General features: G+C 66.0%; 17 protein-coding genes. 4 read left to right on the top strand and 13 right to left on the bottom strand.

Annotated features, from left to right (window positions below; genetic code table 11):
- Nucleotides 1–35: 35 nt before the first annotated feature.
- Genes HNS34_RS09110 through HNS34_RS09120 form a run of 3 tightly spaced genes read right to left on the bottom strand, consistent with a single transcriptional unit; the run spans nt 36 to nt 2,648 of the window.
- On the bottom strand, nt 36–785 hold the full coding sequence (locus tag HNS34_RS09110) for a maleate cis-trans isomerase family protein (protein ID WP_172319739.1): 750 nt from the start codon (nt 783–785) through the stop codon (nt 36–38).
- Nucleotides 782–1,816 carry a pyridoxal-phosphate dependent enzyme gene (locus HNS34_RS09115; RefSeq protein ID WP_172319740.1) on the bottom strand — a complete coding sequence of 345 codons (1,035 nt, stop codon included), beginning with the start codon at nt 1,814–1,816 and terminating at the stop codon, nt 782–784. The genes HNS34_RS09110 and HNS34_RS09115 overlap by 4 nt, the downstream gene beginning before the upstream one ends.
- A gap of 10 nt (nt 1,817–1,826) precedes the next feature.
- Complete coding sequence (locus tag HNS34_RS09120; protein ID WP_172319741.1) at nt 1,827–2,648, bottom strand: hormone-sensitive lipase; 822 nt, start codon at nt 2,646–2,648, stop codon at nt 1,827–1,829.
- A gap of 70 nt (nt 2,649–2,718) precedes the next feature.
- On the opposite strand from HNS34_RS09120, the gene kynU reads away from it, so the two are divergent.
- The gene (kynU, locus tag HNS34_RS09125; protein ID WP_172319742.1) at nt 2,719–3,906 is read left to right on the top strand and encodes a kynureninase; all 1,188 of its coding nucleotides are present in this window, start codon (nt 2,719–2,721) and stop codon (nt 3,904–3,906) included.
- A gap of 35 nt (nt 3,907–3,941) precedes the next feature.
- Here the strand turns inward: kynU and HNS34_RS09130 are convergent, their stop codons facing one another.
- The 3 genes from HNS34_RS09130 to HNS34_RS09140 all read right to left on the bottom strand — a co-directional run bounded on the left by HNS34_RS09130 (nt 3,942) and on the right by HNS34_RS09140 (nt 7,371).
- The gene (locus HNS34_RS09130; RefSeq protein ID WP_172319743.1) at nt 3,942–5,087 is read right to left on the bottom strand and encodes an iron-containing alcohol dehydrogenase; all 1,146 of its coding nucleotides are present in this window, start codon (nt 5,085–5,087) and stop codon (nt 3,942–3,944) included.
- A gap of 115 nt (nt 5,088–5,202) precedes the next feature.
- A complete protein-coding gene (locus HNS34_RS09135) occupies nt 5,203–6,564 on the bottom strand; it encodes a glutamine synthetase family protein (protein WP_172319744.1) in 1,362 nt (453 codons plus the stop codon).
- Nucleotides 6,565–6,582: 18 nt separating this feature from the next.
- Nucleotides 6,583–7,371, bottom strand: coding sequence for an N-formylglutamate amidohydrolase (locus HNS34_RS09140; RefSeq protein WP_172319745.1), 789 nt, complete (start codon nt 7,369–7,371; stop codon nt 6,583–6,585).
- A 200-nt stretch (nt 7,372–7,571) separates the two neighbouring features.
- Here HNS34_RS09140 and HNS34_RS09145 point away from each other — a divergent pair, with 200 nt between their 5' ends.
- Nucleotides 7,572–8,393 (top strand): bifunctional allantoicase/(S)-ureidoglycine aminohydrolase, encoded by an 822-nt coding sequence (locus tag HNS34_RS09145; RefSeq protein WP_172319746.1) that lies wholly within the window; start codon nt 7,572–7,574, stop codon nt 8,391–8,393.
- A gap of 69 nt (nt 8,394–8,462) precedes the next feature.
- Here the strand turns inward: HNS34_RS09145 and HNS34_RS09150 are convergent, their stop codons facing one another.
- The 4 genes from HNS34_RS09150 to puuE form a co-directional block, all read right to left on the bottom strand.
- Complete coding sequence (locus HNS34_RS09150; RefSeq protein ID WP_214647456.1) at nt 8,463–9,071, bottom strand: class I SAM-dependent methyltransferase; 609 nt, start codon at nt 9,069–9,071, stop codon at nt 8,463–8,465.
- Between the two features lie 363 nt (nt 9,072–9,434).
- On the bottom strand, nt 9,435–10,862 hold the full coding sequence (locus HNS34_RS09155; RefSeq protein WP_172319747.1) for a uracil-xanthine permease family protein: 1,428 nt from the start codon (nt 10,860–10,862) through the stop codon (nt 9,435–9,437).
- 67 nt (nt 10,863–10,929) lie between these two features.
- Complete coding sequence (locus HNS34_RS09160) at nt 10,930–11,421, bottom strand: ureidoglycolate lyase (protein WP_172319748.1); 492 nt, start codon at nt 11,419–11,421, stop codon at nt 10,930–10,932.
- Nucleotides 11,418–12,833 (bottom strand): allantoinase PuuE, encoded by a 1,416-nt coding sequence (gene puuE, locus HNS34_RS09165; protein WP_172319749.1) that lies wholly within the window; start codon nt 12,831–12,833, stop codon nt 11,418–11,420. Before puuE ends, HNS34_RS09160 begins: the two co-directional genes overlap by 4 nt.
- A gap of 149 nt (nt 12,834–12,982) precedes the next feature.
- Here puuE and uraH point away from each other — a divergent pair, with 149 nt between their 5' ends.
- Nucleotides 12,983–13,339, top strand: coding sequence for a hydroxyisourate hydrolase (gene uraH / locus HNS34_RS09170; protein ID WP_172319750.1), 357 nt, complete (start codon nt 12,983–12,985; stop codon nt 13,337–13,339).
- Between the two features lie 63 nt (nt 13,340–13,402).
- On the opposite strand, the gene HNS34_RS09175 is transcribed toward uraH, so the two are convergent.
- Entirely contained in the window at nt 13,403–14,305 is a 903-nt protein-coding gene (locus tag HNS34_RS09175; RefSeq protein ID WP_172319751.1) for a LysR family transcriptional regulator, read from the bottom strand.
- A gap of 115 nt (nt 14,306–14,420) precedes the next feature.
- On the opposite strand from HNS34_RS09175, the gene HNS34_RS09180 reads away from it, so the two are divergent.
- Nucleotides 14,421–15,710 (top strand): urate hydroxylase PuuD, encoded by a 1,290-nt coding sequence (locus tag HNS34_RS09180; RefSeq protein ID WP_172319752.1) that lies wholly within the window; start codon nt 14,421–14,423, stop codon nt 15,708–15,710.
- On the opposite strand, the gene rpe is transcribed toward HNS34_RS09180, so the two are convergent.
- Together rpe and HNS34_RS09190 are read right to left on the bottom strand one after the other, a co-directional pair.
- Nucleotides 15,690–16,379, bottom strand: coding sequence for a ribulose-phosphate 3-epimerase (gene rpe / locus HNS34_RS09185; RefSeq protein WP_172319753.1), 690 nt, complete (start codon nt 16,377–16,379; stop codon nt 15,690–15,692). The genes HNS34_RS09180 and rpe overlap by 21 nt on opposite strands.
- 132 nt (nt 16,380–16,511) lie before the next feature.
- Nucleotides 16,512–17,957: an aldehyde dehydrogenase family protein gene (locus tag HNS34_RS09190; RefSeq protein ID WP_172319754.1), complete on the bottom strand. Its 1,446-nt coding sequence runs from the start codon at nt 17,955–17,957 to the stop codon at nt 16,512–16,514.
- Nucleotide 17,958 lies beyond the last annotated feature (1 nt).

Consider the following 17,958-nt stretch of genomic DNA (forward strand, 5'->3'; position numbering starts at 1 on the left):
ATGCAGCTTGCCAAGCCCCTGTCAAATCACGAAAATCACGCCCGCCACAGCCGTCCGGGCGCGAAATCGCCCGCGCCGGAGCCCGCCAGGCGGAACAGGTGCCAGGCCAGCACCTGGTTGCTGGACAGCACGGGCATGCCAAGGCGCGCCTCCATCTCCTCGATCACGTCCAGCGTGCGCAGGTTGGTGCAGGACAGGAACAGACCGTCGCAATCTGCCATCCCGGCCACCGCGCAGCCCGCCTCGATGATGGACTCGGGCGCGATGCGCACGACCCGCGCCTCCTCGGCCACGTTGAAACTGCCGAAACCAGTGGTGGCCACGCCCGCCCCGGCCAGGACGGTGCGCAACCGGGCCGAGACATCGGCGATGTAGGGGCTCAGGATCGCCAGCCGCCCGATCCCCAGATGCGCGCAAGCCGCGATCAGCGCGCTGACCGGTTCGGTCACTTCCGGCGTCGCGATGCCCGCGCGGATCAGATCGGCCACCCGACCCGGCCCGATCTGCGCCGCGCCCGAGGTGCAGCCATAACCAACAGCCGCCATCCGTGCGCCATCGGGGAACAGGGCCGCCGAGCCGGTCAGATGCCCCGCCATCGCCTCCAGCGTGTCGGGCCGCACCTCAAGGCCCGAGGCAACGCGCGAGATCATCAGTTCCAGACCGTACGGCAGCATCCGGCGGAAATCGCGTTCGATGCTTTCATCGCTTTGCAGGATGATCAGCCCGACCTGCGGCGCGCGGGTTTCCGTCAGCGTGTACGGCAAGTCGGGCAGGGGCGCGCTCATCCCTCCGGCCCTTCGCTGAGGATGACCAGCGCGCGGGAGGTGGCGTCCAACCCGAAGGCAGAGCTTGCCGCCAGCAAACCGGACAGCCCCGCCGCGCCCGAAGGTGTCGTTTCCAACCCCGCCGCCGCGCAAGCCGCGTTCCCGGCCTCGCCCTCGGCCTCGCTGATCGTCATGAACCAATCGGCATCGCGCGCGAGGCCCTTCAGCGCAATCAGCGACGGTGTCTTGCAGTCGAGCCGCCCCATGGCGGAAACCGGGCCTTGCGTCTCGACCGGGCGGCCCGCGCGGATCGAGGCGATGAGGGCGGGGGCGGCCTCGGGCTCCACCACCACGATCTGCGGCGCGTCCCCCCAAGCGGCGCGGGCAAGGGCGGCGCAGGCCACCGCCAGCCCGCCGACGCCCGCTTGCAGGAAGATATGGGTGGGGGCGTCCATCGCGCGGGTCACTTCCTGCATCAGGACAAGGTAGCCCTCCATCAGGCGGTGCGGGCGCGCGGCATACCCGGCCCAGGAGCTGTCCGAGAGCAACTGCCAGCCGTTTTCCTCCGCCGCCTGTTGCGCGGCCTCCATGCTGGCCTCGTAAGTCGCGCCCGCGCGCACCACCTCGGCCCCCTCGCGGCGCAGCCGGTCGGCAAAAGTCTCGGGCACCGTCTCGGCCAGGTAGATGATGGCGCGCGCACCAAAGGCGGCGGCCCCGGCGGCGACGGAGAGGCCATGATTGCCCGCGCTGGCGGTGACGTAGCTTTGCCCCCTGGCGCGGCCCGCCTCGGCATCGCAGGCGATGACATAGGCCGCGCCGAGCGCCTTGAAACTGCCCAGTCCCATCCGGTCGCGTTCATCCTTGATCAGCAGCGTCCCGATCTCGGCTTGGCGCGCCAGATCGGCACTCTCCACCAACGGCGTGGCGTCTGCGCGCGGGCAGCGGGCAACCAGCGCGGTGGGTTTCTCCGCGTCAATACTCGGCCATGGCATCTCAGCCAGATCGGGACAGTCCAATCCGGTGCCGCGATGGGGGTTCTTCAGAATATCCATGATCCGCCTTTCAATCCAACAGCGCCCGTGTCAGCGGATCATCGGCCTCGCGCAGCCCGTCGATCACGTCGAAATGGTGCCTCTCCGGCGCGAAGACCGGCGGCCGCATGTCGGTCTTGCCCGCCCAGGCCTCGGCCAGCAGCGCGGCTTGTCGCAGGAACTCGGGCCGCTCCAGCGCGCCGGTCCAGCAGGTCACCGCGATCCCCGGCAACGGGGCCAGCAGCACCGGGCTTTCGGTCCGCGCCTCGGCCCTGTCCAGCCGCAGATCGGCGTTCATCGAGTGCAGCCGCAGGGGCCGCAGGTCATGGACGCCCGAGATCGAGATCACGCGGTCGATCCGGCTGGCCACACTTGGGCTCAGCGGGCTGTCCCGGCACGCCATGCGCGTCACCAGATGCCCGCCCGCCGAATGTCCCGCCAGCCGAATGGGCCCCGCCACGCGCCCCGCCGCCGATTCCAGCGCCGAGGCGATCTGATGCGTGATCTGCGAAATCCGCGCCTCGGGGGCCAGCGTGTAGCCGGGCATCGCCACCGCCCATCCCCGCGCCAGGGGCCCCATCGCCAGGTCGGACCAGAGCGATTTGTCCATTGCCTTCCAGTAGCCGCCATGCACAAAGATCACGAGACCCTGCGGGCTGCCCTCGGGCAGGAACAGGTCCAGCCGCTCGCGCGCGCCATGGCCGTAGGCCACGTCCAGCCGCATATCGGTGCCGCCCGCGCGAAACGCCTCGGCCCGCTCGGCCCATCGCGCCGGATACTCCGTGCCACCGGGGATGTAATCGCCGTTCTGGAACGCATCCTCCCAGTCTATTCCGGTCTCGGCATCTTGCATATTCCGCGCCTCTTTGCCTTTCATGGCCGCAACCCTAGCCGCACACAGGCCCCGATAGAAAGGCCCGCCCATGACCCTGCCGCGAAAAGAGCTGTTCGACCTGCCCGAGGGGGTTCTCTATCTCGACGGGAATTCGCTCGGGCCGCTGCCGAAAGGGGCCGCCGAGCGTGTGGCCCGCGTGATGCGCGACGAATGGGGCGCGGACCTGATCAAGGCCTGGAACACGGCGGGCTGGATGGACCTGCCGCGCGTCGTGGGCGACCGGATCGGGCAGTTGATCGGCGCGCCGGAAGGGTCCGTGGCCACCGGTGACACCCTGTCGATCAAGGTCTACCAGGCGCTGGCGGCGGCGCTTCAGATGCGGCCCGCGCGCAAGGTGGTGCTGTCCGATACCGGCAATTTCCCTTCCGATCTCTACATGGCGCAGGGCCTGATCGACACGATCGGCAAGGATCATGAGTTGCGGCTGGTGGCCCCCGAGGATGTGGCCGACGCGATCGGCGAGGATGTCGCCGCCGTCCTGCTGACCGAGGTCGATTTCCGCAGCGGGCGAAGGCATGACATGGGCGCGATCACGCGGCAGGCGCATGAGGCGGGCGCGGTGATGATCTGGGATCTCGCCCATAGCGCGGGCGCGGTGCCGGTGGACATCACCGCCAGCAACGCGGAATTCGCCGTCGGCTGCACTTATAAGTACCTCAATGGCGGCCCCGGCGCGCCGGCCTTCATCTATGCCAGGCCGGACATCGTCGAGGGCCTGCAACCGGCGCTGGCCGGGTGGCTCGGCCATGCCAGCCCGTTCGACATGGAACTGGCCTATCGTCCGGCCATGGCCACCGAACGTCTGCGCGTCGGTACCCCGCCGATCCTGCAACTGGCGGTGCTGCAACAGGCGCTGGAGGCCTGGGACGGGGTCGATATGGCCGATCTGCGCGCCGCCTCGGTGACGCTGTGCGAGAGGTTCATCAGGGAGGTCGAGGCGCGTTGCCCGCAATTGACGCTGGCCAGCCCCCGCGACCCCGAGGCGCGTGGCAGCCAGGTCTCGTTCGCCTTCGAGAACGGTTACCCGGTGATGCAGGCCCTGATCGCGCGCGGCGTGATCGGCGATTTCCGCGCGCCCGACATAATGCGCTTCGGCTTCACGCCGCTCTACCTGGACGAGGGCGACGTGATCCGCGCCGCCGAGATCATCGAGGAGGTGATGGTCAAGGAAATCTGGCGCGATCCTGAATATAACAGGCGTTCCCGCGTGACCTGAGTTTCACGCCCGCGTCGACGCAGCGCCCACCAGGATCAAATGCAGGCGCGCAACAAACCCGCCACGTTCTTCTCGGTCAATTCCACCGGGTTGCCGCCGCAGGAGGGGTCTTGGAGCGCCATCGCGGTCAACTCGTCGATCCGGTCATCGCCGACGCCCATATCGGCCAGCCTCCGCGGCACGCCGAGACGGTCGTTGAATTCCTGTACGAAATGCCGGAACCCGTCGAAGCCGCCCTCGATCCCCAGATAGGCCGCGACGCCCGCGAACTTCTCCGCGATCGCCGACGCGTTCATCTCCAGCACCGCAGGCATGCAGACCGCGTTCGTCGTGCCGTGGTGGGTGTTGTAGACCGCCCCGATGGGATGGCTGATCGCATGGATCGCGCCGAGCCCCTTCTGGAACGCGGTCGCCCCCATCAGGGCGGCGGCCATCATCTGGGCGCGCGCCTCGAGATCGGTGCCATCTTCATGGGCGCGCGGCAGATAGTCCTTGACCAGCCGCATCCCCTCCAGCGCGATGCCCTGGGACATGGGGTGGAAATGCGGGCTGGCATAGGCCTCGACGCAATGGGCGAAGGCATCGAGCCCGGTGCCCACGGTGATCGGCTGCGGCATCCCCACTGTCAGCTCAGGGTCGCAGATCACCACGCTGGGCAGCACGCGCGGGTGAAAGATGATCTTCTTCACATGGGTCTCAGAGTTGGTGATGACGCTGGCGCGCCCGACCTCGGACCCGGTCCCTGCCGTGGTCGGCACCGCCACGATGGGCGCGATGGCGGCGCTGTCGGCGCGCATCCACCAATCGCCGACATCCTCGAAATCCCAGAGCGGGCGCGTCTGGCCCGCCATGAAGGCCACCATCTTGCCCAGGTCCAGCCCCGAGCCGCCGCCGAAGGCGACCACCCCGTCATGCCCGCCCGCGCGGTAGGTCTCTACGCCCGCCGCAAGGTTCGCCTCGGTCGGATTCGCATCGACCTCGGCAAAGACCGCCCGGCCAAGCCCCGCGGCCTGCATCAGGTCCAGCGTGTCACGGGTGATCGCCATCTCGGCCAGGCCCCGGTCGGTGACCAGAAGCGGGTTGGTGATTCCCGCCTGCGCGCAGGCCTGCGGCAATTCGGCGATGCGGCCCGCGCCGAACTTGATCGCGGTGGGGTAGGACCAGTTGGCGGTCAGGGTCATGTCGTCACTTTCCTTTCGTCGCGCAGAGCCTCGAATTTCTCGCGCTCATGCCATCATCTTCGTTGCCCAAATACCTGCGCCGCAGGCATCCGAGCCTTGCCAGGGCGCCGAAGGGTCAGGCCCTCTCAAACCCCCGTGCGATCTCGTAATCCGTCACCACGCGGTCGAAATCCTCGATCTCCACCTCGGCGGCGCGAACGTAGTGATCGACCACCTCGTCGCCCATCGCCGCGCGCAGCATGGTCGAGCCCTTGAGTGTCTCGCGCGCGTCGCGCAGGGTGCCGGGGATCTCGGCCACGTCGCCATCATAGGCATCTCCCTTGAAAGGCGGGGCCAGCGCCAGCCCCTCCTCGATCCCGGCAATCCCCGCCGCGATCTGGGCGGCCATCGCCAGGTAGGGGTTCAGGTCCGATCCGCCGATCCGGCATTCGACGCGTACCGCCTTGCTGCCATCACCCACCAGCCGGAAGCCTGCCGTGCGGTTGTCCACCGACCAGACCGCGCGGGTGGGGGCGAAGGTGCCCTTCTGGAACCGCTTGTAGCTGTTGATGTAGGGCGCCAAGAAACAGGTGTAATCCGAGGCGTATCGGATCAGCCCGGCCATGTAGGATTTCATCACCTCCGACATCCCGAGCGCGTCGCCTTCGTCGACGAAGGCGTTCCCCCCGTCCTTCCAGAGCGACTGATGCACATGCGCCGAACTGCCGACGCGATCGCGGTGCCATTTCGGCAGGAAGCTGGCGGCGTGGCCCTTCGCATGGGCGATCTCCTTGACCGCCTGCTTGGCGATCGTGTGGTGATCGGCGCAATCCATCGCGGCGGCATAGGTGATGTTCAACTCGGATTGACCGGCCTCGGCCTCGCCCTTGGTGTTTTCGACCGGGATGCCCGCCGCGAAGAGTTGATTGCGCAGCGGCCGCATCACATGTTCTTCCTTGGTGGTCTGGAAGATGTTGTAATCCTCGTTATAGCCGCTCAGCGGGTGCAATTCGCGGTAGCCCTGCTTGCGGAGGGTCTCGAAGCTCTCCTCGAAGAGGAAGAACTCCAGCTCGGTCGCCATGCGCGCCTCGTATCCCATCTCGGCCAGCCGCGCGATCTGGCGTTTCAGAATCGCGCGGGGGGAATGGGCGATCTCGGCCTGCCCGTGATGATCCAGAACATCGCAAAGCACCATCACCGTGCCCTCCAGCCAGGGCACCGGGCGCAGCGTGGCCAGATCGGGGCGCATCGTGTAATCGCCATAGCCCGCCTGCCAACTGGTCGAGGCATAGCCCTCGGGCGTCGCCATCTCCAGATCCGTGGCCAAGAGGTAGTTGCAGCAATGCGTCTCGCGCCAGGCCGAGGCCACGAAATGCGCGGCGTGAAAGCGTTTGCCCATCAGGCGGCCCTGCATGTCGACCATGCAGACCAGGACCGTATCGACCGCGCCGGCGGCGGTCTGCTCTTTCAGGTCGTCGAAGGTGAGGGCAGCGGTCATGGGCAATGTCTTTCCGGGTCAGAGGGCGCGCGCCACCGGGGACAGCCCGAGGGCGATCAGGGCGGGCGTCAGCAATGTGTCGATCTCGCCCGCCAATCTGGCCTGATCGGCCGCGCTTGTCAGCAGGTCATTGCGAATCTCGATCATCACGTTGGGCAGGGCGCGAGCCAACCCGTGCAGGCGCAGGCTGTGGGTGACGCCATCCTGCGGCCCGTAGGGCGCGTTGCGGGCGATCTGGCGATGCGGCAGGGCCGGGGCGTTCTGCAGCATCAGGTCGGCCAGCCGCGTGTCCTGATCGTGCAACAGGCCGATCTCGACCGCGCGGGGCTGGCCGTTGAATACCGGCGTGAAGCTGTGGATCGTGACCAGAACGGTGCCGACCCTTGCCGCGCGGCGCGCCTCCAGCACGCGGGCCACCGCGGCACAGAACGGGCGGTAGACCGAGACCTCGCGTTCCGCGCGCGCGTCGGGCGAGAGGTTGCGGTTGCCCGGCACCTCGATGCGCTCCGCCCGTGCGGGCATGGCGCTGGCCGCATCGGGCGGGCGGTTGCAATCATAGACCAGCCGCGAGACCGCGCCCGCCACCAGCGGTGCGTCGTGACGATCCGACAAGGCCCGCGCGATGCCCAAGGCGCCGGGATCCCAGGCGGCGTGGCTGTCGCGCTCGGCCTCCGCCAGCCCCAGGCCGCCATAGCGCGCGGGGATATGGTTCGAGGCATGTTCGCAGACCAGCACCAGCGGCCCGCCGCCGTCCGGGTTCACGACCGCGACGGCACTGTCGCCTGGGGGAATCGGTGTGAAGGCCATGCGTTCTCCCGCGTCATTTGCCCGGACAGTTCCGCAATCGCGCGCGGGTTGCAATGCTTGACCCGGAGCGGTCCGGCCCCACCTTTTCATTATCAGGAATGCCAAGGCAATCCTTCATGGTTTTCAGGCCCGGTTTGCTATTGGAAAGCAGGCGGTTGCAGGGTCTGATGGCGGCCAGGTGCAATCGTAGGAGTCTGCCGATGTCAGGGCGTAGATATGTCGGTCCGCCGGGTGGGTTGCCGCCCCAAACGCAACTGCTGACGGACCGTGCGGTCTTTACCGATGCCTATGCCGTGATCCCGCGCGGCACGATGTCGGATATCGTCACCTCGCTGCTGCCCTTCTGGGACAAGGCCCGCTTCTGGGTCATCGCGCGGCCCATGACCGGCTTTGCCGAGACCTTTTCGCAATATGTGGGCGAGGTGGAACCGGGCGGTGGCAGCGACCGGCCCGAAACCGACGCATCGGCGCAGTCCGGTATCCTGGTGATGTCCGGCACGCTCAGCATCGCCATCGACGGCACCGCGCATGAGGTCGGCCCCGGCGGCTTTGCCTATATCCCCGCCGGCATGTCCTGGAGCCTGCGCAACAAAGGCGACGCGACAGCGCAGTTCAACTGGATCCGCAAGAGATACCAGGCGGTCGAGGGGCTCGGCACGCCCGAACCTTTCGTGGCCAACGATGCCGATATTGCGCCGAACGAGATGGTCGATACCGACGGGGCCTGGGCCACGACGCGCTTCATGGATCACGACGACCTGCGCCATGACATGCACATCACCATCGTCACGCTGCAACCCGGCGCGGTCATCCCCTTCGCCGAGACGCATGTGATGGAACACGGGCTATTCGTGCTGGAAGGCAAGGCGGTCTATCACCTCAACCAGGACTGGGTCGAGGTCGAGGCGGGCGATTTCATGTGGCTGCGCGCCTTCTGCCCGCAAGCCTGCTACGCGGGCGGTCCGGGGCCGTTCCGCTATCTGCTCTACAAGGACGTGAACCGGCATATGCCGTTTCTCTGACGCCCGGTCCGATCCGAAACCGTGACGCCCGGTGCCAGTGATGGCGTCGGGCGTTGTCGTACTGCGGGTCTAGGCCCTTCCGCGAACAGCCCAAGCGCGCGCGGCCAGCAGGATCATACCGTCGGGATCAGTCGGCAATGTCTCGATCAACCGGTCTTTCAGGGCCTGGCGCGCGGTGTCGTCCAAAGACGCACAATACCCCGGGGCAGGTCCAACACCGGACAGGAACGGCGACCAATAGTCATCGAAATCCGCAAACGGAGTCACGATGTCGATGGGTGCGGTCGAGACCTCGGTCAGCCCCGCCTCCGAGAACAGGGCCGCCAGCGGGTCCGGGCGGCAGACCGGGAACCTGACCCCCTCGTCATTGTCAGCGGCGGAAGGATCAAGCGCTGTGGCCGCATCCCAGAAATAGCGCATGAACTGGACATGGCCGGAATAGTCCCAGACATAGGCCGCAACGGTTCCGCCGTCCCGAACCGCGCGTTTGAGCTCGGCGATGGCTGCCGGCTTGTCGGGAATGAAGTTCAGGACCAGCCCCGACACCGCCACATCGAGCGAGCCATCCGCCACCGGGATGCTCTCACCCGTGCCTTGCACGAAACTGGCGCGATCATCGTCGGCGATCGCGCGCCGCGCCAGGGCCAGGAACCCTTCGGACGGCTCGACTCCCACCACGGAAACCGGATCGCATCCTGCAATATCCGCGACGTGAGCGCCCCGGTCCCGCAGCCGAGGTCAAGCCACCTGAACCGATGAGGCGCGTCTATCCAGGACAGGAAGCTTTTTCCGGTCTGCCTGCTCCAACGGCCGACATACATCTCGTAGGCATCGCCATCGGTCCATTTGTCTTGCATGATCCCATCCCGCTGCAGGGGGTGCAGACGTCGGACCCTAGCACATGTTTCGGGCCGTGTCCGATTGCCGCGACGGGGGGCTGTCCGGTTCGCCATGTCTGTCAAGAAAAGCCCCGCCAGCATGTCGCGGGCGGGGCCAGGGTCTTTGCTGTCGGCCCGCATTCTTGGCGGACCATCGGTGTCTTCAGTCCGGGTGCAACCTCCCGACACCATGACCAGCATGGCCGCCCGACACTTCCTCGGTCGCTTCCGCGGCGAGGTCTTCGGGCAGGATCAGGTTCAGAACGATGGCGATCAGCGCCGCGGGCAGCAGGCCCGAGGTCAGCAGGACACTGGCCGTCTGCGGCAGGTGCTGCAACGCGCCGGGCTCCAGTTGCAGGCCCAGGCCGATCGACAGCGAAATCGCGAAGATCACCATGTTGCGGCGGTTCCAGTCCACGTCCGACAGCATCGAGATACCGGCGGCCACGACCATGCCGAACATCACGATGACGCCGCCGCCGAGCACCTCGATGGGCACCGTGCGGATGACGCCGCCTACCTTGGGGATCAGGCCGCAGATGATCAGGAAGATCGCGCCGCAGGTCACGACGTGGCGGCTCATCACGCCGGTCATCGCGATCAGGCCCACGTTCTGGCTGAACGAGGTGTTGGGGAAGCCGCCGAAGACACCGGCCAGCGCGGTGCCGAGACCGTCGGCATAGGTCGCGCCCTGGATCTCTTCCTCGGTCGCTTCACGGCCCGCGCCGCCCTTGGTGATACCGGACACGTCGCCCACCGTTTCAATCGCCGAGATGAAGGCCATCAGGCAGAAGCCGATGACCGCGGCGGCCGAGAAGGTGAAGCCATAGCGGAACGGATCTGGCAGCGCGAATGCGGCGGAGTTGTTCCAGGAACCCGCGATGGATTCGAAGGACAACATGCCAACGCCGATGGCGTAGAAATAGCCCACGATGAGGCCGATCAGGACCGCCGAGATCGACAGCATTCCGCGCGTGAAGAACTTGAGGCCGAGCGTGACCACGATCACGACCAGGGCCGCCGACCAGTTCAGCAGGCTGCCATATTCCTCGGTCCCGATGGCCGGAACACCGCCCGCGGCATACTGGATGCCGACCTTGACCAGCGCCAGACCGATCATCGTGACCACAAGGCCCGTGACCAGCGGCGGCAGGGCAAAGCGGATCTTGCCGATGAACAGACCGATGCAGGCGTGGAAGAGACCGCCGATGATGACGCCGCCAAAGAGGGCCGCGAGCGCATCGACGCCTTGGCCCGCAACCAGCGGGATCATGATCGGCAGGAAAGCGAAACTGGTGCCCTGCACGATGGGCAGCGCCGCGCCGACAGGGCCGATCGTGATGGTCTGCAACAGCGTCGCAACGCCGGCAAACAGCATCGACATCTGGATCAGGTAAAGAAGCTCGGGGAAATCGGGCGAGTTTGACCCGAAGCCGAAGCCCGCCGCGCCGGCCACGATGATCGCGGGCGTGACGTTGGATACGAACATTGCCAGCACGTGCTGAATCCCGAGCGGGATCGCCTTGTGCAGCGGCGGAGTGAAATTCGGATCGCGCAGTTGTTCTGCGGTCCCAATCGAATGATCAGCCATTGGTTGTTGTCTTCCTTCGTTTGGATTTGAGTGTAGTGTCGATCCCCGCTCTTTTGCGGCGGGTTCGCTAATCCAACTGGCCGACCGATAGCGGCTGGTCGAACCAGTGTTCTTCGAGGTTGGGGCCGTCGCCGATCCGGTCGATGACGGCGTATTGGCCCGGCGCATCGAGGGGCCAGAGCACCCCGTGCCAGACATTGCGATGCAGGTTGATGGATTGGCCCGGCCGGGTGACGAAAGCGCGCGGGTTGATGGGCGTGCCGCCCGCGTCCTCGGCCACCAGCACCAGGAACGGCGTGCCGCTGATCGGGATGAAGGCCTGGCTTCCCTTGGGATGGCGCTCCATCATCTCGACCTGGCAGGGCAGGGACCGGGCCTTGGCGTCGAAAAGGCTTATGCCCGCGCGCCCGTCCGAGAAATCGAGCCGCGCCAGATCGTGGTGCCGCCCGCACATGCCCTGATTGATCAGCTTGTCGGGTGCGCCGCCGATCTCGATCACCTCGCCGAACGGCGCGAAATCCTCGGCATTCAGCGGCACGGGGATCAGGGGCGCGCTCACGGCAGAAGATCCTTCAGCCGGAACTCCGCGATGCGCTCGACCTGGCGGCAGGCCTCCGCGAACTCGGTCTCGGTGTCGTTGTCGATGCGCCGGGTGAAGGCGGCCATGATCGACGCCTTGTCATGGTCGCGCACCGCGATGATGAAGGGAAAGCCGTGCTTGGCGACGTAGTCCTCGTTCTGACGGGTCAGCGTCTCACGCTCCGCGTCGGTCAGCATGTCGAGGCCAGCGCCCGCCTGTTCCGCGGTAGATTCCGCCGTCAGCTTGCCAGCGGCGGCCAGTTTCCCCGCCAGGTCGGGATGCGCCGTCAACACGCCGAGCCGTTCCTCGCGGCTGGCGCTGCGGAACATCCGCGTCAGCGCATTGTGCAGCCCTATGGCGCTGTCATGGGCGGGCCCAAGCTCCAGATCATGGGCGCGCTCGGCGATCCAGGGGCTATGCTCGAAGATCGAACCGTATCGGGCCACGAAGGTCTCAAGATCCATCTCTGACGGACGCTCGACATGCTGCGGCGGGTGGTTCAGGATCCAGTGCTCGGCAATGTCGATGCGGCGGGCGAACCAGACATCCGTGTGCGACTGCGCGTAGTCCAGAAACCGCTTCAGCGCCATGACCCGGCCCGGACGGCCAATGAGGCGGCAGTGCAGGCCGATCGACAGCATCTTGGGCGCGCCTGCCGCGCCCTCGGCATAGAGCGCATCGAAGCTGTCCTTGAGATAGGCAAAAAACTGATCGCCCGAGTTGAAACCCTGCGGCGTCGCAAAGCGCATGTCGTTGCAATCCAGCGTGTAAGGAACAATCAGCTGGTCCTTGCTGCCGAAGCTCGTCCAGTAGGGCAGGTCGTCGGCATAGGTGTCGGCGACGTAGTCGAACCCGCCTTCTTCGGCGGCCAGCCGCACCGTGTTGTCCGAGCAACGCCCGGTATACCAGCCGCGCGGGCGTTCGCCCGTGACCTCGGTATGCAGGCGGATGGCTTCGGCCATGTCGGCGGCCTCGGCCATGGGGTCGGCATCCTTGTATTCGATCCATTTCAGCCCGTGGCTGGCGATCTCCCACCCGGCATCCTGCATGGCGCGGGTCTGTTGGGGGCTGCGCGCCAGCGCGCTGGCGACGCCGTAGACGGTCAGCGGGATCTTGTGCTCGGTGAACAGCCGATGCAGCCGCCAGAACCCGGCCCTTGCGCCGTATTCATAGATCGATTCCATGTTCCAGTGACGCTGCCCCGGCCAGGCCGCGGCCCCCACGATCTCCGACAGGAATGCCTCCGAGGCGGCATCGCCATGAAGGATGCAGTTCTCGCCGCCTTCCTCGTAGTTCAGGACGATCTGCACGGCGATCCTGGCCCCGTTGGGCCAATTCGCATTGGGGGGCGTGGGTCCATACCCGCGCATGTCTCGGATGTATCTTGTCACTGTGAACGCTCCTCTCCTTGGCGGCCACCTTAGGGCAATAAAATCTTTTTGACTTATCGGAGTTTTTTGAAACTGCTGTAGCGGGGAAGGACGTGCGGCGGCCCGGTTTGCCCGTATAAAGGGCAGGGACAACAGCAAGTGAGGGAATTATGGCCGGATATCTGACCACGCATGTTCTGGACACCGCGACCGGGCTGCCCGCCTCTGGGCTGCGCATCGTGCTCTACCGCCTCACGGGCGAGGCGCGTGACAAGATTGTCGAGATGGAAACCAATTCCGATGGCCGCACCGACAGCCCGATCCTGCCGCAAGACAGCTTTGAGACCGGGCAATATGAGCTGGTCTTTCACGCGGGCGACTACCTGCGCCGCACGGGGAATGGGGGCGAGGAGCCGCTGTTCCTCGACCAGATCCCGATCCGCTTCGGCATGGCGGATTCCGAGGCGCATTACCATGTGCCGCTGCTCCTGTCGCCCTACAGCTTCAGCACCTATCGGGGCAGTTGAGACCGAAAAATCTTGGCCAAGATTTTTGGCCCGGAAAACTTTTGACCAAAAGTTTTCGCGGGGTCACGGCAATTCCCGGCGGATATGCTCGGCCATGAAGTCGATCAGCAGGCGGGCCTTCGGGTCTTGCCTGCGCCGGTGCATGTAGAGGCAGGCCATCTGGATCGGCACTGGCGGCTCGTGCTCCAGCACCCGCACCAGCGCCCCCGAGGCCAGGTGATCCGCGACCTCGAATTCGGGCTTCAGGATCAGCCCGTGCCCGGCCAGCGCCCAGGCCGTCAGCACGTCGCCATCATCCGATTCAAACGGCCCCTTGACCGCGATGCGGGTGACCCCTTCGGGCATCTGCAGCGGCCATTGAAACTCGGGCGCGCCGGGATAGCGCAGGTTCAGGCAGTCATGCTTGCCCCCGGTCAGGTCACGTCCCGTTTGCGGCGTGCCCTTCTGCGCCAGGTAATCCGGCGCGGCGCAGATCACCCGCGGGCAATCGGCGATCTTGCGGATGCGCAGCGTGCTGTCCTCGGGCACGCCCAGGAAGAACGAGACATCCAGCCCCTCGGCGGCCATGTCCAGACGGCGATCGGACAGGCGCAGGCGAATGTCGATCAGCGGGTATTTGCGCTTGAAATCGGGCACCGCCGGGGCGATCAGCCTGCGGCCCACGCCTAGGGGCGCCGCGATATAGAGCGTGCCGCGCGGCGTGTCCGTGACATTGCTGATCTCGCCCTCGGCCTCTTCCACCGCCTCCAATATCTTGCAGGCCCCGCGATAGAAGATCTGGCCCTGCTCGGTCGGGTTCAACTGGCGCGTCGTGCGTTGAAAGAGGCGCACGCTCAGATGCTCCTCAAGCTGCGAGATGCGTGAGGACGCGACCGCCGCCGAAATCCGCTGATCCCGCGCCGCCGCCGACATCGAGCCAAGCTCATACACGCGCACGAACGTTCTGATGTTGTCGAGATAGGCCATGGGGCATTCTTAGCGGATTTTTGAAACAGCTGGGCAATTTCTTGCAATACCGACAAAAGCGCCTTTCAGATAGAAATGCCACAGCGATTTTCACGATTCCGAGGGGACCCGCGCGATGCAAGATTTTCTGATCATCTGGGATTGGCTGGGCTTCGCCGTGCGCTGGCTGCATGTCATCACCGCGATCGCCTGGATCGGCTCCAGCTTCTACTTCGTGGCGCTCGACCTGGGGCTGCAAAAGGCCCCCGACATGCCGGAAGGCGCGCATGGCGAGGAATGGCAGGTCCATGGCGGCGGCTTCTACCATATCCGCAAATACCTGGTGGCCCCGTCCGAGATGCCCGAGCATCTGACCTGGTTCAAATGGGAAAGCTACATGACGTGGCTCTCGGGTGCGGTGCTGCTCATGATCGTCTACTGGGCGGGGGCGGAGCTTTACCTGATCGACCCCAACAAGGCCGATCTCGCCACCTGGCAGGGCATCGTGATCTCCGCCGCGTCGCTGACCATCGGCTGGCTGGTCTATGACTTCCTGTGCAAGTCGAAACTGGGCGAAAGCCCGACCACCCTGATGCTGCTGCTGTTCGTCCTGCTGGTGATCATGGGCTGGGGCTATGACCAGATCTTCACCGGCCGCGCCATGCTGCTGCATCTGGGGGCCTTCACCGCCACGATCATGACCGCCAACGTGTTCTTCATCATCATGCCAAACCAGCGCATCGTGGTGAAGGATTTGCAGGAGGGCCGCACGCCCGACGCGAAATACGGCAAGATCGCCAAGCTGCGTTCGACCCATAACAACTACCTGACGTTGCCGGTCATCTTCCTGATGCTGTCCAACCACTACCCGCTGGCCTTCGCCACCGAGTATAACTGGATCATCGCGGCGCTGGTCTTCCTGATGGGCGTCACCATCCGCCACTTCTTCAACACCATGCACTCCCGCAAGGGCGAGCCCTACTGGACCTGGGCCGTGACCGCCGCCCTCTTCATCGTGATCATGTGGCTCTCGACCGCCGGGATCCAGCAAGACAGCTGGGAGGAAAGCGAGGCCCGCGACCTGACCGCCCGCGAGGAGGTGCTGGTCGCCGCCGCCGGTTTCGAGGATGTGTCGGCCATCGTTCCGGGCCGCTGCGCCATGTGCCACGCGCGCGAGCCCTCCTGGCCCGGTATCCGCCGCGCGCCGCGCGATATCTTGCTGGAAACCCCCGCCGACATTGCCCGCGCGGCGCAGGTGATCTACCTTCAGGCGGGGCTGACCGACGCGATGCCGCCCGCGAACGTGTCCTACATGGAACCCGAGGAGCGCGCGATCATTCGCAGCTGGTATCGCGCCGCGGGCGAGGAGGCGGCGCTTGGCATGGCGATGCTGGACAGCCTGGTCTCAGGCGCGGCCAGCCAGTGAATCGCGGATCGCGCGGATGTTCTCGCCATAGGGCGCGGGGTTGGAGACCGAGCCGCCCCTGAACACCGCCGATCCGGCAACCAGCACGTCGGCCCCGGCCTCGACCACCATCGGGGCGGTGTTCGGATCGACGCCGCCATCGACCTCGATATGCACGGGCCGGTCACCGATCATCTTGCGCAATTTCCTGATCTGCTCCACCTGGGTGCGGATGAATTTCTGCCCGCCGAAACCGGGATTCACCGTCATCACGCACACCAGATCGCAGAGATCCAGCAAGGGTGCCGCCGCCTCGACCGGCGTGCCGGGGTTGAGCGCCAGCCCCGCCTTGACGCCCGCGCCGCGAATGGCCTGAAGCGTGCGATGCGTATGTGCGCCCGCCTCGAGATGCGCGGTCAGGATGTCAGCACCCGCATCGGCAAAGGCGTCGATATAAGGGTCCACCGGCGCGATCATCAGATGCACATCCATCACCGTCTTGATATGGGGCCGGATCGCCTTGCAGAGCGCCGGGCCGAAGGTGAGGTTGGGTACGAAATGCCCGTCCATCACATCGACATGGACCCAATCGGCGCCCTCAGCCTCCACGGCCTCGATCTCGGCCCCGAAATTGGCGAAATCGGCGGAGAGGATGGAGGGCGCGATCTTGACGGTGCGGTCAATGGGCATGGGATGATCCTTGGATGCTAGAGTAGGGCGGAGTTACCCCTCCACACCGGTTTGTTCAAGCGGCCCAAGCTCTTTCGAAAGAGCTTGCACGCGATTTGGAAATCGCGTTCCCGCGCGGCGTCGACGCCGCGCTTACCCGTGCCAGGCCGCAACCGTCTTCAACACAGAGAACCCGTAAAGCGCCTCGAACCCCTTTTCGCGCCCATGCCCCGAATGGCCGACCCCGCCAAAGGGCAGTTCCACACCGCCGCCCGCGCCGTAATTGTTCAGGAAAACCTGGCCCGCGCGCAGGCGTTTGGCCAGCCGCATCTGCCGCCCGCCATCCGCCGACCAGACCGAGGCGACCAGCCCGTAGGCGGTGCCATTGGCGATCTCGACGGCATGCTCCTCGTCGCGGAAGGGGAGGATCACCTGCACAGGCCCGAAGATCTCGTCCTGCGCCAGCGCGTGATCCGGGCCAATACCGGAAATCAGGGTCGGCGCGACGTAGTGGCCACCACCCGGCGCATTATCGACGATGCGCCCCCGGCTCAGCACGTGGTTGTCGTCGGTCTTCGACAGGAACCCCTCGACGATTTTCTTCTGTTTCGCCGAGATCAGCGGCCCGACCCGGTGATCCTCAATCGCGGGGCCGACCGTCAGCCCGTCATAGGCCGCCGCCATATGGGTGCAGAGCTCGTCATAGATGCTCTCATGGACCAGGATGCGCGACGAAGCCGAACAGGTCTGCCCGGCATTCTGGATCCCCGCGTTGACCAGGAAGGGCAGGGCGCGGTCGAGGTCGGCATCGGCGAAGACCAGTTGCGGCGACTTGCCGCCAAGCTCCAGCGTGACCGGCACGATATTGTCGGACGCCGCCCGCTGCACCAGCTTGCCGACGCCCACCGATCCGGTAAACGAGATATGGTTGACGCCGGGATGCGCGGTCAGCGCCGCGCCCGCCTCCTCGCCCAGACCCGGCACCACATTCAGCGCCCCATCAGGCAGCCCCGCCTGCCGCGCCAGATCGGCGAAGGCCAGCGCCGACAGGCACGCCTCCTCGGCCGGTTTCAGTACACACGCATTGCCCATCGCCAGCGCCGCGCCGACCGAGCGCCCGATGATCTGCATCGGGTAGTTCCACGGCACGATATGGCCCGTGACGCCATGCGGCTCGCGCAGGGTGTAGACGGTGAACCCGTCCTGAAACGGGATCGTCTCGCCCATCAACTTGTCGGCGGCCCCGCCATAGAATTCCATGTAGCGGGCCAGCGCGACGGCGTCGCTCTTCGCCTGCGCCAGTGGCTTGCCTACATCGGTCGCCTCAATCTCGGCCAGCGCGTCGATCTTCTGGCTGATCAGCCAGGAGAGCCGCATCATCACCCGGCCCCGTTCTGCGGCTGTCATCGCGCCCCATTCGCCCGCCAGCGCCTCCCGCGCGGCCTGCACCGCGGCGTCGATATCGGCGGCCTGCCCGCGCGCGATGCGCCCGATCTCCTCTCCGGTCGAGGGGTTCTCAAGGGGCAGCGTCTCGCCGCTTTCGGGCAAGTACCAGCGCCCGCCAATGAACACCTCCGCTGAATCGAACCAAAGCTGCATC

This window comes from Alterinioella nitratireducens, from assembly GCF_013155465.1.
In the GTDB taxonomy this organism is placed as follows: Bacteria; Pseudomonadota; Alphaproteobacteria; order Rhodobacterales; family Rhodobacteraceae; genus Alterinioella; species Alterinioella nitratireducens.

Bases quoted from the DNA above. Each gene is read 5' to 3' on its own strand.
- HNS34_RS09110 (WP_172319739.1), bottom strand. From the start codon at position 785: ATGAGCGCGCCCCTGCCCGACTTGCCGTACACGCTGACGGAAACCCGC.
- HNS34_RS09115 (WP_172319740.1), bottom strand. From the start codon at position 1,816: ATGGATATTCTGAAGAACCCCCATCGCGGCACCGGATTGGACTGTCCC.
- HNS34_RS09120 (WP_172319741.1), bottom strand. From the start codon at position 2,648: ATGCAAGATGCCGAGACCGGAATAGACTGGGAGGATGCGTTCCAGAAC.
- kynU (WP_172319742.1), top strand. From the start codon at position 2,719: ATGACCCTGCCGCGAAAAGAGCTGTTCGACCTGCCCGAGGGGGTTCTC.
- HNS34_RS09130 (WP_172319743.1), bottom strand. From the start codon at position 5,087: ATGACCCTGACCGCCAACTGGTCCTACCCCACCGCGATCAAGTTCGGC.
- HNS34_RS09135 (WP_172319744.1), bottom strand. From the start codon at position 6,564: ATGACCGCTGCCCTCACCTTCGACGACCTGAAAGAGCAGACCGCCGCC.
- HNS34_RS09140 (WP_172319745.1), bottom strand. From the start codon at position 7,371: ATGGCCTTCACACCGATTCCCCCAGGCGACAGTGCCGTCGCGGTCGTG.
- HNS34_RS09145 (WP_172319746.1), top strand. From the start codon at position 7,572: ATGTCAGGGCGTAGATATGTCGGTCCGCCGGGTGGGTTGCCGCCCCAA.
- HNS34_RS09155 (WP_172319747.1), bottom strand. From the start codon at position 10,862: ATGGCTGATCATTCGATTGGGACCGCAGAACAACTGCGCGATCCGAAT.
- uraH (WP_172319750.1), top strand. From the start codon at position 12,983: ATGGCCGGATATCTGACCACGCATGTTCTGGACACCGCGACCGGGCTG.
- HNS34_RS09175 (WP_172319751.1), bottom strand. From the start codon at position 14,305: ATGGCCTATCTCGACAACATCAGAACGTTCGTGCGCGTGTATGAGCTT.
- HNS34_RS09180 (WP_172319752.1), top strand. From the start codon at position 14,421: ATGCAAGATTTTCTGATCATCTGGGATTGGCTGGGCTTCGCCGTGCGC.
- rpe (WP_172319753.1), bottom strand. From the start codon at position 16,379: ATGCCCATTGACCGCACCGTCAAGATCGCGCCCTCCATCCTCTCCGCC.
- HNS34_RS09190 (WP_172319754.1), bottom strand. From the start codon at position 17,957: ATGCAGCTTTGGTTCGATTCAGCGGAGGTGTTCATTGGCGGGCGCTGG.